Source organism: Parapedobacter soli, from assembly GCF_025460835.1.
In the GTDB taxonomy this organism is placed as follows: Bacteria; Bacteroidota; Bacteroidia; order Sphingobacteriales; family Sphingobacteriaceae; genus Parapedobacter; species Parapedobacter soli.
The window spans coordinates 137,384-150,970 of sequence record NZ_JAMXAY010000001.1 but is presented as its reverse complement, the minus strand read 5'-3'; the positions used below and the strand labels follow the sequence as shown (position 1 = coordinate 150,970).

10 protein-coding genes and 1 riboswitch are annotated in these 13,587 nt (G+C 53.0%); of the genes, 5 read left to right on the top strand and 5 right to left on the bottom strand.

Translation table 11 applies throughout. The features are described 5' to 3' along the window. Nucleotides 1-28: 28 nt before the first annotated feature. Nucleotides 29-505 carry a methylated-DNA--[protein]-cysteine S-methyltransferase gene (locus tag NGM62_RS00640; RefSeq protein ID WP_315975840.1) on the top strand — a complete coding sequence of 159 codons (477 nt, stop codon included), beginning with the start codon at nt 29-31 and terminating at the stop codon, nt 503-505. A gap of 10 nt (nt 506-515) precedes the next feature. On the opposite strand, the gene NGM62_RS00635 is transcribed toward NGM62_RS00640, so the two are convergent. Further along, nucleotides 516-1,154, bottom strand: a complete 639-nt coding sequence (locus tag NGM62_RS00635) for a DUF6266 family protein (RefSeq protein ID WP_262245136.1) — start codon at nt 1,152-1,154, stop codon at nt 516-518. Nucleotides 1,155-1,425: 271 nt separating this feature from the next. Here NGM62_RS00635 and NGM62_RS00630 point away from each other — a divergent pair, with 271 nt between their 5' ends. Together NGM62_RS00630 and NGM62_RS00625 are read left to right on the top strand one after the other, a co-directional pair. Further along, nucleotides 1,426-2,853 (top strand): phytoene desaturase family protein, encoded by a 1,428-nt coding sequence (locus NGM62_RS00630; protein WP_262245134.1) that lies wholly within the window; start codon nt 1,426-1,428, stop codon nt 2,851-2,853. A 21-nt stretch (nt 2,854-2,874) separates the two neighbouring features. After that, nucleotides 2,875-4,122, top strand: coding sequence for a YeiH family protein (locus NGM62_RS00625; RefSeq protein WP_262245133.1), 1,248 nt, complete (start codon nt 2,875-2,877; stop codon nt 4,120-4,122). Nucleotides 4,123-4,282: 160 nt separating this feature from the next. Here the strand turns inward: NGM62_RS00625 and NGM62_RS00620 are convergent, their stop codons facing one another. The 4 genes from NGM62_RS00620 to NGM62_RS00605 all read right to left on the bottom strand — a co-directional run bounded on the left by NGM62_RS00620 (nt 4,283) and on the right by NGM62_RS00605 (nt 11,499). Beyond that, nucleotides 4,283-5,785, bottom strand: a complete 1,503-nt coding sequence (locus NGM62_RS00620; protein WP_262245129.1) for a RagB/SusD family nutrient uptake outer membrane protein — start codon at nt 5,783-5,785, stop codon at nt 4,283-4,285. A 19-nt stretch (nt 5,786-5,804) separates the two neighbouring features. Beyond that, complete coding sequence (locus tag NGM62_RS00615; RefSeq protein ID WP_262245127.1) at nt 5,805-8,981, bottom strand: SusC/RagA family TonB-linked outer membrane protein; 3,177 nt, start codon at nt 8,979-8,981, stop codon at nt 5,805-5,807. 114 nt (nt 8,982-9,095) lie between these two features. Then, the gene (locus NGM62_RS00610; RefSeq protein ID WP_262245125.1) at nt 9,096-10,088 is read right to left on the bottom strand and encodes a TlpA disulfide reductase family protein; all 993 of its coding nucleotides are present in this window, start codon (nt 10,086-10,088) and stop codon (nt 9,096-9,098) included. A 10-nt stretch (nt 10,089-10,098) separates the two neighbouring features. After that, nucleotides 10,099-11,499, bottom strand: a complete 1,401-nt coding sequence (locus tag NGM62_RS00605) for an amidohydrolase (RefSeq protein ID WP_262245325.1) — start codon at nt 11,497-11,499, stop codon at nt 10,099-10,101. Nucleotides 11,500-11,660: 161 nt separating this feature from the next. After that, a riboswitch (SAM riboswitch) is annotated at nt 11,661-11,764 on the bottom strand. 275 nt (nt 11,765-12,039) lie between these two features. Here NGM62_RS00605 and NGM62_RS00600 point away from each other — a divergent pair. Continuing rightward, complete coding sequence (locus NGM62_RS00600; protein WP_262245123.1) at nt 12,040-12,396, top strand: helix-turn-helix domain-containing protein; 357 nt, start codon at nt 12,040-12,042, stop codon at nt 12,394-12,396. A 14-nt stretch (nt 12,397-12,410) separates the two neighbouring features. Next, the gene (locus NGM62_RS00595) at nt 12,411-13,565 is read left to right on the top strand and encodes a methionine aminotransferase (protein WP_262245121.1); all 1,155 of its coding nucleotides are present in this window, start codon (nt 12,411-12,413) and stop codon (nt 13,563-13,565) included. The last annotated feature ends 22 nt before the right edge of the window (nt 13,566-13,587 follow it).

Below are 13,587 nucleotides of genomic sequence, written 5' to 3'. Positions count from 1 at the left end.
AACCACGTGACCCCGGCCAGCGGGAAATATGGAGGAAGTTTTCATACAAACACCACTCGGAATCGCCGCCATCAAGGGCGACGGCGGGGGAATAATGGCTGTCTCCGTGATGGAAGAAGGTGCCATTAAACCGTCCGGGGATATCCCAGAAGCATTGACTGAAGCCGCCCAACAACTCAATGAGTATTTTGCAGGAACACGGCAGACGTTCCAGCTGAAGCTGAACCCGTCGGGAACGGATTTCCAGCAGCGTGTCTGGAAAGAACTGCTGAACATCCCTTACGGGAAAACCATCTCCTACTTGGAATTATCCCGGCGCCTAGGCGACGTGAAAGCGATACGCGCTGTGGCCGCCGCCAACGGACAGAACCCGCTTTGGATTATGGTGCCCTGTCACCGGGTAATCGGTCGCGATGGGTCGCTTACCGGATATGCCGGCGGCCTATGGCGCAAAAAGTGGCTGCTGGAGCACGAGAGCCCCTACAGACAGCAGGCCCTGTTTTAATACAACCGGTTTACGCAGGTGTTAAGACACCGCAATGCACACTGTCGGAAATCCGATCGAAAAATGTGTCCCGGAACGCCGCATATACATGTATCGGATTTTCAGCAAAACGTAGCCAGCTTATTTCCTTGCTCTCCATCCCCGCCTTCCGTTCGGCACCGATTTCCTGGAAATGGCGGAATGTGCCGCCGTCATATAATAAAAACATAAGCCGGTCATCACCCCTGGCTCCGTCCGATTGTTCCCAACGGATGGTAAACCGGGTATCTTCGAGTTCCACGGTGGCGTTCAGTGGGGGCGCCAGTGTGCCCCGCGAAATCAACACCTTCGCCGGATCGACGAAAACCTCTCCACCATCATTCACCACAATTGCATTTTTCCAGACATACGATTGGGCCAGCTGAAATGCGCCTACCCGGCTCCCCGGAGGAGCTTCACGCTGGTATCCAAATTTCACAAATGGCTTGATGGGAGCCAGAAACTTTGAAACGGCCCTCATCTTTGCCTGGTTTAGAAGTTCCAGCGCCGTAAACGGCCGCTTGCGCCTGCCTACCATCCGCATCACTTGCTGCCCGTTGAGCGTATACCCAACGACGGTTCCTACTTTTCCGCTGAAGGGGCCATTGATGCCCCCGTGTGCTATTGCCATGATATTCGTGCTTTATTTGTACCTCATTCGAGGCTCAGTCCATACAAATATAGTATTAATAAATTATTAGTAGTGTGCTGATATATAATTGATAGTGGTTTTACCTATGTTAACCCACTATCAAGACACTATTAACCCACTATATAATCACTATTAATATTAAATGAATATCGTATAAGTGTCGGATGAGGTGCAACACTGGCACCATGAATACTGCCATTTCCAGAATTGAACGAAGCACTTCACAATTTAATAGTATAATTGCAAGACAGTGAGCGACCGACAATCATACGACGCCATCGTGATCGGCTCCGGTCCGAACGGACTGGCTGCTGCCATCACCCTGCAGCAAGCAGGCGTACAGGTGCTGCTGCTGGAGGCCAAACCGACTATTGGTGGTGGAATGCGGACGGCCGAACTCACACTGCCGGGCTTCCACCATGACGTGTGCTCCGCTGTGCACCCCATGGGCATGGCTTCGCCGTTCCTGCGATCGCTGCCCTTGCACGAGTTCGGACTTGAGTACATCCATCCCGACGTGCTGGCGGCCCATCCGTTCGACGACGGCACGGCAGCGGCATTGGATGCATCCCTCGACGGCACGGCATCAACATTGGGGGAAGATGGTGCTGCCTATAAGCAGCTGTTCGGGCCACTGGTGAGAAACTGGTCTAAAATCGATAGCCACATTTTAGGGCCGATACTGAAAATACCGAAGAGTCCGCTGGCATTAGCGGCTTTTGGCATAAAATCACTGCAATCGGGTAAACAGATAGCTAATCGGTTCCGTACCCGCGAGGCCCGTGGACTTTGGGCGGGTATCGTAGCACACAGCATGATTCCCCTGGATGCGCTCACTTCGTCGGCGATAGGTTTTGTACTCACCATAGCTGGCCATTGCGGCGGTTGGCCCATCCCAAGAGGAGGGTCGCAATCCATTGCCGATGCCATGAAGGCCTACTTCAGGTCACTCGGCGGGACCATTGAGACCAACAGGGAAGTTAAAAGGTTAAGCGATATCCCCGAAACAAAGGCTATATTATTCGACACGTCGCCCAAGCAGCTCATGGAGATCTGCGGGGATAGGCTGTCGTCACTTTACCGATGGCAACTGGGGCACCACCGTTATGGTATGGGGGTGTTTAAAGTGGACTGGGCGCTGAGTGAGCCCGTTCCTTTCCGAGCGGAGGCGGCAAGGAAAGCCGGCACCGTGCACCTGGGCGGCACATTTGAAGCGATTGCCCATGGCGAGCGCCAGGTATGGAAAGGGAGGCACCCCGAGAAACCTTTTGTGCTTTTTGCACAGCAAAGTATATTCGACGCATCGCGGGCACCCGCAGGCCAACATACCGGTTGGGCCTATTGCCACGTACCCAATGGATCCACGAGAGACATGACCGAGGCCATTACCGACCAGGTGGAACGCTTCGCTCCGGGGTTCAGGGATACTGTTTTAGCTACGCATACATTCAATACCGCCCAGATGGAGGGATATAATGCGAATTACATCGGTGGCGATATCAACGGTGGGGTGGTCAATATTGCCCATTTGTTCAATCGCCCGGTTTTTCGCCCTTCACCTTACCGTACTTCCGCCAAAGGTGTTTATATTTGCTCCGCGTCGACGCCGCCGGGTGGAGGAGTGCACGGCATGTGTGGTTACTATGCAGCAACGCAGGCGCTAAAAGATATTTTTTAAGCTAACTATTTTCTTTTTACTATGTCATCATCACGTATAACGCTATCCGAAGATTGGGCTGTCGTTTTTTTGGGTTTTCTCATTATCTTATTGGCCGTTGCGGGCCTATCTATACCTACCCCGCAGTATAAGTGGAACGACGGTACCGCTTTGGCCTCCCTCCTTACCGCTAGCAATGGCACGAGTGTTTTCTTCCAGTTCCTGTTTGCCTACGCCATTGTCATCATCGGAGCGTTTATCACCGGTAAATCGGTCAGATCCCAGCTTGTGGGATTTCCGTTCGTTTTCATGCTTACCCTCGTGGCGCTGGTCCTGTCGGGCAATGCTTTTCTGAATGATCTCGGCCTGGAGACGGTTATTTTCAGCTTATTGCTCGGGCTGCTGGTGGGCAACTTATTCAAACTGCCGCAGTGGTTCCGCGATTCGTTGAATGCCGAGCTGCTGGTGAAGATCGGGCTGGTGCTGTTGGGTACCCGGGTAATCTTCTCCGATATCCTCAAAGCCGGGTCGCTGGGGCTGGTGCAATCGCTTATTGTCGTATTGTCGGTATGGTATTTTGCATTTTGGCTCTGCCGCAAGTTCAAGGTGGATGATGAGCTGACGATGATGATTTCGAGTGCGGTCTCTATCTGCGGTGTGTCGGCAGCCATTGCCACATCCGGCGCCATCAAAGGTGATTCCAAGAAGCTGTCATACGTTGTTTCGATGGTGCTGATAGCGGCTATACCGATGATGATCGGCATGCCCTATATAGCCAATGCGCTGGGCTTCCCCGAGGAGGTGACCGGTGCATGGCTGGGCGGGAGTATCGATACCACAGGTGCCGTGGTGGCCTCGGGTAGCTTGGTGGGCGAGCGTGCGCTCGAGATCAGTACCATTGTGAAATTTTCACAGAACGTATTGCTGGGTATTGCCGCATTGGCCATTTCCATCTACTGGACTTACCGGGGCACGCCTGATGGGCAGTATGTGGAAAAGCCCGGCCTGGGTGTGATCTGGGAGCGCTTCCCCAAGTTCGTGCTGGGATTCATCGGGGCATCTCTCTTGTTCTCGTTCGTGCTTGATGCCGCCACGGTAAGCGCCGTGAAAGGAGGGGTGAAAAGTATACAAGGGCTATGGTTCGCGCTGGCCTTTACCAGTATAGGCCTCGAAACGAATTTCAAAGACCTGTTGGGCAACAATAGCATCAAACCTTTCTACGTGTTCCTTGCCGCCCAGTTTTTCAATATCTTGATCACATTGGCCGTTGCCTGGTGGCTGTTTGCCTAGTGTGGCCTCAACTAGACCATGATGCCGCGAGATAGGTGAGGGCTTTGATGTGTTTTAATGGGCTGTGGGCCTCTCGGGTGATAATAAGTAAAAAAAAAGCGAAGGTGATACGACCTTCGCTTTTTTTATCGCTTATGTTTATTGCCTGTTTCTGTGGTTGTCACAGGTTCGGGTTGTTATTGATTTCATTCAGCGGTATCGGGAACAGGTAGTATTTGCTGTTGGGTGTCAGTTCCGATCCATCGGGGAATTTGGTGATCCAGTGCCCCCTGAGCGATACCGTGTTACCCGCATCGTCGACAAAGGTTTGTGTTGTTTCCCGTCTTACGGGCGCGGTCTGCAGCCGTAGGATGTCGTATAAACGGAATCCTTCGCCCCAGAGTTCCTTCCGGCGCTCCAACAGGATTTCATCGATGATGGTGGTCTGGTTGTATTCCGCTGGCGACAGGTCGGGAAGGTTGCGGTTGCGCCGCAATTCGTTGAGCGTCTCCACGGCCGCAGCCACATCGCCCAGCCGCGCTTCGCTTTCGGCCTCGATGAGCAGTTGCTCGGATGCGCGCATCAGCACGATATGCCCATCATGGTTGGGGTATTTGTTGCGGAATTTGCGGTAGCGGTAGTGGCGGTACAGCGCCTCGTTGGGTTGGGAGGCAATCTCGAACAACGACTTACGGATATCGCCATCCTCAAACAAGGCAATGAAATACGGGTCGGGCATGATGCTATTATATCCGTAATACAGGTTGGTGCCTTCGGCGTTGGTTGTATAGGGTGTTGTCTCGATGTATGCGAGATAGGAGGCGCCGCCGAGGTTCTGGGTGGCGGTTTGGGGGTGGCCCCAAATCCATTCGGGATTGTTGACATCGTTGAAACCTTCGGTATACTGTACGGCGGTCATAATGGGATATCCCTCCCGTGCTTTGGCAGCATAGGTTTTGGCGAGGTCCCAGTTTTCGAGCGTCAGGTAGGTACGGGCAAACAAGCCATAGACTACATGGATATCGAGCCGGTTCTTTACGACCCGCTCAAAGCCCGGCAATAGTTTCTCGGCTTCCGTGAGGTCGCTGATTACTTGGTTATACACCTCTTGGACGGTAGACAGCGGTTTGGGCTCCGTTTCGGGTGTGGTTGGCTCGGTATAAATCGGTATGGCTTTCGCATTCGCGTCTTTTGCATAAGTGAATTGGTACTGCCGCACCAGGTTCAGGTAGTTGAGGGCACGCAATGCATAACCCTGTCCTTTGAGATACCTCAGGGTAGGCGTGCTGTTATCATCAAGTGCAATGTTGGCGATGATGTTGTTTGCATGGTCTATTGACGTGTATTGCAACGTCCAGAAAAACAATGCACGGCGGGTCGTATTGTCAAAAGGGTCCCGGTAGGGGTAGGAGTCGCGGTAACCGTATCGGCCATCGCGGGCGAAGGCATCTTCCCCCATCACATCGTGGGTAAGGAAAATAGTGGGGAGCCCGGGGTTGTCTTGCGAGGTGCTGTTTTCCATCAGGAAGCGGATAGCTCCATTGACAAAAGCATCGATATTACTCTCGGAAGAGAAAACTTCGGGCGTAGTAACCTGTGTTGCTGGGGTGGTGTCGAAAAAGCTGTCGCTGCATGAGGCGAATAGAATCAGCGCTATTGCTATATAATTAGATCTGCGTTTCATATATGAAAAGATAAGTAGGTTAAAAAGAAACATTGAGCACCAAGGAATACGCTTTTTGGGCCGGGTAGCGGTAATAGGTTGTGCCCGACACGGTTTGTTCGGGGTCTAGCCCTTTATGCCCATAAAAGGTCAATAGGTTTTCACCGACCAATCCAATCCGTATATCGTCGAGCCCCCACCGCGAAACGAGGTTTTGCGGCAAGGTATACGAGAGGTTGACATTCCTCAGCCGTGCATACGTCGCGTCGAACAGGAAGCGGGTGGAGGGGATGGTGTTCCAGGAGTCAGAAACGTAGGAGAGCCGTGGGAAATCCGTATCGGTATTTTCCGGTGTCCATCGGGTGAGTGCTTCGTTAGACCAGTTGCGCCCCGGTGCGTAGCCCAGGTGCATGACCATTGGCTGGTCGCCATCGAAAATTTTGCCGCCGATATTGTATGACAGAAGGAATGAGAGATCGAATCCCTTGTACGAAAAGCTGTTGCTCAAGCCCCCGTAGAGATCGGGGAGCGAACTTCCTTGGAAGTAAGGGGTCGCTTCGGTCTGGTTTTCTGTTGTAGTCCTTCCCGTGACATTTCCATTTGCATCTACCACGTCCTTATACCACATGGCTTTGCCATTCTCAGGGTTCACGCCAGCCCATTCCTTGATGTAGAAATCGTAGATTGACCCACCTTCCACCATTTTTTTGGTGTTGCCGTATTGGCCGATCGAGCCGGTCAGTATCTCATCTTGCGGCAGCTTGGTGATTTTGTTTGTATAGTGCCCGAAATTGAGCGTCACGTCCCAGCGGAAGTCGTTGTTGCGGATGGGGACACCCGTAATCTGCCCGTCGATACCGCGGTTGCTCAAGGAGCCGATGTTGGCATCGATGCCGCTGTAACCCGTCGAAGGGGAGAGCGGTTTGGTGAACAGCAGGTCTTTCGACTGCCGGTCGAATACGTCGAGCTGGGCAATGAGGCGGTTGTTGAACAATGAGATATCAACCCCGAAGTTGAGGTTCAGGTTGGTTTCCCATTTCAGGTTGGGCGTGGGGAGGTCCGAGGGCAGTAAGCCGAGCATATCCAAGCTGTTGTAGATCGAATAGAAGCCGCCGTAAGCGTAGTTGCCTACATTGTCATTGCCCTGTGCACCATAGCTGAACCGCAGGTTGGCATTGTCTATGGCACTCACATCGTTCAAGAAGTTCTCCTGCTTAACATTCCAGGCTGCCCCTACCGACCAGAAATTACCCCAGCGTGCCTGTTGGCTGAAGCGGGACGAGCCATCGCGGCGGAAACTGGCCGAGAAATGGTATCGGCCCAGGTAGTCGTAGTTTACCTGCGCCAGCCAGCTTGATAGGTGGTAGTCGGCCGAAGTACCGTCGAACCCGTCGATCACCGTTCCGGCAGAGGGTTCGGTTTTTCCCAAAATAGGGAATCCAGACCTGCTCCCCGAGAGCGATTCTATCCGGTTTACGTAGACTTCCGGGCCAGCCAGGAGAGTGACATTGTGTGAACCACCCAGGTAAGGCGCGTAGTTGATGAAGCTATTTATGGTGTAGTTGAGTGTACGGCTGGAGCTTCTGCTGGCGGAGCCCGCACCGTCTGCGATCACGCCCGTGCTGTAATACGGGTGGGAATAGGTGTGGGCGTTGCCGGCCCTATAGTCGATACTTGCCGTGGAGCGCAAAAACAAGCCATCCAGGAAGGTCACCGTTAGGTTGGTGCCGAGCAGTACGGCGTCGGTCCGGTTGCCGAAGATGGCATGTTCCGAACTTCCCAGCACATTGAAGCCACTGGCCGCAGTGGTGGGACGCCAGATGCCGTAGTCCCACTTCTTGTTGCCATTTTCATCGAGTTTATAGGATCCGTCCGGATTGCGTTCGTACACGGGGTAAATATTCGAGATGAGCCGCTGGAAATTGGCAACATTGCCTTGGTTGCTGTCGCTCTGCGTGGGTGCGCGCTGGTGGCTGGACGATAGCGAGACGTTTGCGCCGATATCGAACCAATCGTTTATTTTCGACTGTACGTTCGTGCGGAAATTGTAACGCTCGAATTCGGACGTCCTGATCCAGCCCTGCTCATTCAGGTAGCCACCTGAAAAATAATATTTGGTATTGCTGCTTCCGCCGCTTACACTCAGGTCATACTGTTGCCGCAGGCCCGGGCGTGAGATAGCACTCCCCCAGTCGTCATTCCACAGCGGTGTTGCCCCGGCAGCCAATTGGCCATCCGTGCCGACGGGATTCGGGTACTGTGGCCCGAAAATGTTGACCTTCAGTGCCCCATCCACGAGGTAATCCGTGGCGTATTGTGCGGCTTCGGCGGCCGATTTGCCCTGGTCCAGTTGGGTGTTGCGTATAGCCTCCCATTGCAGTTCGTAATATGCCGTTGTGGAAAGGTATTCGTAATCTTTCACTGCCCGGCCGGTGTACCCGAAGTTGGTGGAAAAATTGACGGTAGGCTTCGCGTTCAAGCGGCCTGATTTGGTGGTTACCACGATGACACCGTTGGCGCCCCTCGATCCATAGAGCGCACTCGCCGTGGCGTCTTTCAATACCGATATGGATTGGATGTCTTTCGGGTTCAATTGGTTGATGCTTGCACCGGGCACGCCGTCTATCACATAGAGCGGTGCCGTGGACGCATTTACGGAACCCACCCCGCGTACGAACAGCTCTGCATCACTTCCGGGCTGGCCGGCTTGGGCAACGGACTGCATGCCGGGGACTGTCCCTTGCAGCGCTTTCCCTACCGTGGTGATCTGCAGGTTTTCCAGTTCGCGGGCGCCCACCACCGCCACCGACCCCGTATAGCTCGATCGTTTGGCAGTGGTGTAGCCTACCACCACGGTTTCATCCAGTACGTTCACGTCTTCGGCTAAGCTGATGGTGAGCGGGGTGCTGGCAGTTGCCACGGTGAGCTGCTGGGGCTTGTACCCGATGAATGTTGCCGTAAGGGTAACGGGCAGCGACCCGTCGGCAGTGATGGCAAAGTTGCCATCCGTATCGGTAACCGTGCTTTTGTTTGTCGATTGGATAGCAATGGTGGCTCCGGCTATGGCATTTCCGGCATCGTCTACAACCGTGCCGCGTATGGTGTGTTGCCCATAGGAGGCGATGGCGTATAGGAAAAAGATAAAAAATGCGGGGATATATCGGTTTAGCAGCCGATTAGAAAACCTGCCGCTATTAAAAAGCGTTATATTTGTCATAATTCTGAACAGTTGCTTTAGAAGTAAGCGCTTCCGAGTGTCCGACTGCAATTGGCTTCAGGGAGCGCTTATCTTTTTTTATGGATATGTTTGATTTCTTCTTAACGTATCTGGTTACCCACCGATGAGCTCCTTAAGTTTGTTGTGCAGCTCTTCTCCACGGAGGTTCCGTGCTACGATGGTTCCGTCGGGTCCGATGAGGAAGTTGCTGGGGATGGCCCGTACACCGTAAATCGCAGCGGCTTTGCTGTCCCAGAAAGTAAGTTCTGACACATGGGGCCAAGTAAGCCCATCTGCTTCAATGGCTTTGAGCCAGGCGGCTTTGGTCTTATCGAGCGATACGCCGAACACGGTAAACCCTTTGTCTTTATACTGCTGGTATGCGGCCACGACATTGGGGTTTTCGCGGCGGCATGGCCCGCACCACGCTGCCCAGAAATCGAGCAATACATAGCCCTTACCCAGGTGGTCTGAAAACCGGACGGTACTGCCATCGGGGGCGGTCGACGTGAAATCGGGCGCCTTTTTCCCCGGCAAAACGGTTTTCAATGTATTAGCCAGGCCATGCAAAACGGTTACGTATTGCGTGTTTTGGAGTGAGGGGGCCAGGAGGGCGGTATGTTCCCTGATCTCTTGGGGCCCCATCCGGTAGGCGAAATTGCGGTACAGCACGTAGGCTGTGGTGATAGATGCGGGATCTTCTTTGATGAAGTCTGCGATTTGGACGTTTCGCTGGCGCTCATTGTAGTCGACGAACCGATCGTGGGATTTGGACCCCGTGACGACTGAATTCCGGTAGTCGTCGGTATCAAAGGCTACGGTAATGGGTGCGTCTTCCAAAAAGACATAGAGCGGTGTCCTGTTGGTATCGAGGGTAAGGCCATAGAGTTCGGGCAGCTCCACAGCTGTGCTGAAAGCGAAGTTGCCATTCCGTATCGCTGCCGAGTCTACTACACGGAAGATCTTGTTATCGAAACGCTGGAGGTAGATGGTGCCATTGTCGCTTCCGGTTACGGTCCCTTCGAGCTGCAGCGCGGTTAGTTGCTGTGCTTGGGCTGAAGCCAAGAACAGCAGGAGAAGAGTTCCTATTGATATTTTCCTTTTCATATCCAATCATTTATTTTCGGTAATCCAATGCGGGTGTGCGGTCGCCAAGCAACGACTCGTATTTGAAACCGGCACCTCTCCGGGAGTCAAATTCTTTTTTCACTTCCTCAACCAGTGTGGGCTTCGTATACAGGTCGATGGCGGTAAGTGCAAAGACTTTGGCGGTGTTGATGAGCGATTTGGTGCCAATGGTGGTGCCGCCGGCGGCTACATTCTGCCAGCTATGGCCCGGACTTCCCGGAACGAATGTAGCTGTTCCGAATGAGACGGTGGGTACATTCCAACTGACGTCGCCTACATCCGACGACCCGCCTCCCTGGGAGGGTTTTTCATCGGCCAGGGGTTGTACCCTAGCCACTTCATCGAGGGCGGTGATGGGCAGGCCGTTGCCTTTGACGATTTCTTCGGCGAATGCCCGCTCGCGGGTATCGTAATGGATACCGCCGACCGACTCCAGGTTTTTCTGTACCACTTCGGCCAGGGCCCTATTAGGCAACCTTTCGTAAAACCCGGCGACAATCTCCGTTTCTACGGTGGTCTGCGTGCCCTGGGCTGCGCCTGCTGCGGCTTCACCCAACCATTTGGTGAGATCTTGCAGCACTTCCCGGTTCGGGTGGCGTATGTAGTAGGATACCGTTGCGACTTCGGGGACGATGTTGGGTGCTTCGCCGCCGTTTGTGATTACGTAATGGATCCGTGATGCGGTTGGGATATGTTCGCGCAGCATATTGACCATGTAATTGAATGCCTCCACACCATCGAGCGCAGACCGCCCTTTATCGGGGCTGGCAGCCGCGTGCGCTGCTTTGCCCCTGAAGGTATAGTCTACCATCTGGATGGCTGTGCCGGTGGTCATATTCACTGCATTCCTGGTGGATGGATGCCAATCCAGCACGATGTCGACACCCTCGAAGAACCCGTCGCGTACGAGGTAAACCTTACCGCCGCCGCCTTCTTCGGCCGGTGTGCCATATACTTTGACGGTGCCCTGGTGGCCGGTTTCGGCGAGCCACTTCTTGATGGCTACAGCACCGGCGACGGAGGCTGTGCCGAATACATTATGGCCGCAAGCGTGGCCGTCTCCGTCAGCCTCCACGGGCTTGCGGTACGGTACGGTATCTTGCGAAATGCCGGGTAGGGCGTCAAACTCGGCCAGGAGCCCGATGACAGGTGCACCACTCCCATACGTGGCAACAAAAGCGGTAGGCATGCCGGCCTGTCCGGTCTCGACAGTAAACCCTTCCGACCGGAGGTGCTCCTGCAGCAGGCCCGAACTCTGCGTTTCCAAAAAGCCCAGCTCGGGCGCAGACCATATCGCCTTTTGAATACGGTCGTACGTAGTGAACTCGTTATCGAGGTAGTTGAGCGGTACTGCCGCCTGTTGCTGCCCCAGCAATATGGCCGGAAACATTAAAGCCACTGCCCCGATTATTATTGTCTGTTTATTGATCATATGAAATCTATTAATGTTAAGTAAGATGCCAGTCAAGTGCAACGAGCTCTTTTGCTGTTCATTTTCCTTGTGCCGGCGACATGCCGTTGCGGTATTTTCAGGGTTACCAAGATTGTAGTCACTTATCTTTGCCTCTACATCGGAAGCAGGATTTAGCACCTTAAGAGAGCTTCAGGTTGCTAAGACGTCACTGGGCCTTTCCCTCGGTCTTTCTTGATAAGCATAAAACAAAAGAACTGATGCGCCGCAAATGTAGGAATTAAATCTACTTATTCAATAGATTTTATCTGTGTGAGTGGAATGTTGTGATATTCGTATGACAAAGCTGTTTTACTAATCATTCTTGCATCATCTGTATGTAAAAAAATAATCTACTATTCAAGTAGTCTTTTTAAAAAAATTATACATTTGCCTCGTCGACAACAGCGGGGTATTGGTAAAGTCACTAAAAAGGGACAAGGCATGTCGGACACCAACTATTTTTTACCAAACGATACGATGATGGGACAGACAACTATTCTGGCGAAAATTAAACGGTTGCGAAAAGATCGGGGCTTGTCCCAAGCCGAAATGGCCACGGCCTTGCACATTGCCCTGAAGACCTACCAGAACATTGAGGGGAGTATTACACGGATAGATATCGACCGGCTTGACCAGATAGCAGCCGTATTGGACGTAACATTGGCTACACTGGTAGGTGCCGAAAAACTGCCTCAGGAAGATGTCGAGCGGTTTATCAACGAAGAGAAAGCATTATATGATAAAATCATACACGATAAAGAAGCGTATATTGCACGGTTGGAAGACAACATCCGTTTCTATCAGGAAATCCTGAAGGAGACCAAGGCATTCTAATTGGTTACATCTATATGGTACTGTTGAAATCAAAGTTGCCCGATACCGGTACATCTATCTTCAGCGAGATGTCTTCGCTGGCTGCCCAATATGGGGCGATTAACCTTTCCCAGGGGTTCCCTGATTTTGACTGTTCGCCGCGGCTTGTCGAATTGGTTGGCCACTACATGCGGGCCGGCCACAATCAGTACGCCCCGATGGCCGGCGTAACGGCCCTTCGCGAACGTATTGCCGCCAAAGTGGAGGCGAGTTCGGGCAATTGTTATCACCCTGAAACTGAAATTACCGTGACTGCTGGGGCTACCCAAGCGTTGTTTACCGCGATGGCAGCGCTTATACGGCCGGGCGATGAGGTTATCCTTTTCGAACCTGCGTATGATGCCTACTCGCCCACCGTACGTATATTCGGGGGTATTCCCAAACCCATTGCTTTGTTGGCGCCTGATTTTGCGATCGATTGGCAAACTGTGGCGGAGCTGGTGACCAGCAGGACCAGGCTCATTGTTATCAATTCGCCCAACAATCCGACGGCACGTGTATTGGATGATGCTGATTACCGTATGCTTTCAAACATCGTCCGGAGGACAGATTGTTTCCTGTTGAGCGATGAGGTTTACGAACATGTGGTATTCGACGGCAAGACACACCGTAGTGCAGCCCATTATGCCGACTTACGCGAGCGTACGTTCGTTGTGGCGTCGTTTGGCAAGCTCTACCATATAACGGGCTGGAAAGTGGGATACTGCCTTGCGGCGCGCGACCTGATGGCAGAGTTCCGCAAGGTGCATCAGTTCAATGTGTTCAGTGTTAATACCCCTATCCAATATGCGCTGGCCGATTTCTTGGGCATACCGGATGAATACCGGTGGCTCCATACATTTTTCCAGAAAAAACGTGACCTGTTGCTGCATGGGCTTGCGGGCACCCCGTTTGTGCCGTTACCCTGCCAAGGCACGTATTTTCTGCTGGCGGATTATGCTGCCATCAGCGACCAGTCCGAGCTGGCATTCTGCCAATGGCTTACCCGCAAGCACAGTGTGGCCACGATACCGGTATCGGCATTCTACAGTGGTGCGGTCAATCAGGGGTTGATCAGGATTTGCTTTGCCAAGCGCGAAGAAACTCTAGAAAGGGCAATAGAGCACCTCATGGCCGTCAAAGCGGTATGAGGCGCATCTGTGAATAGTGATG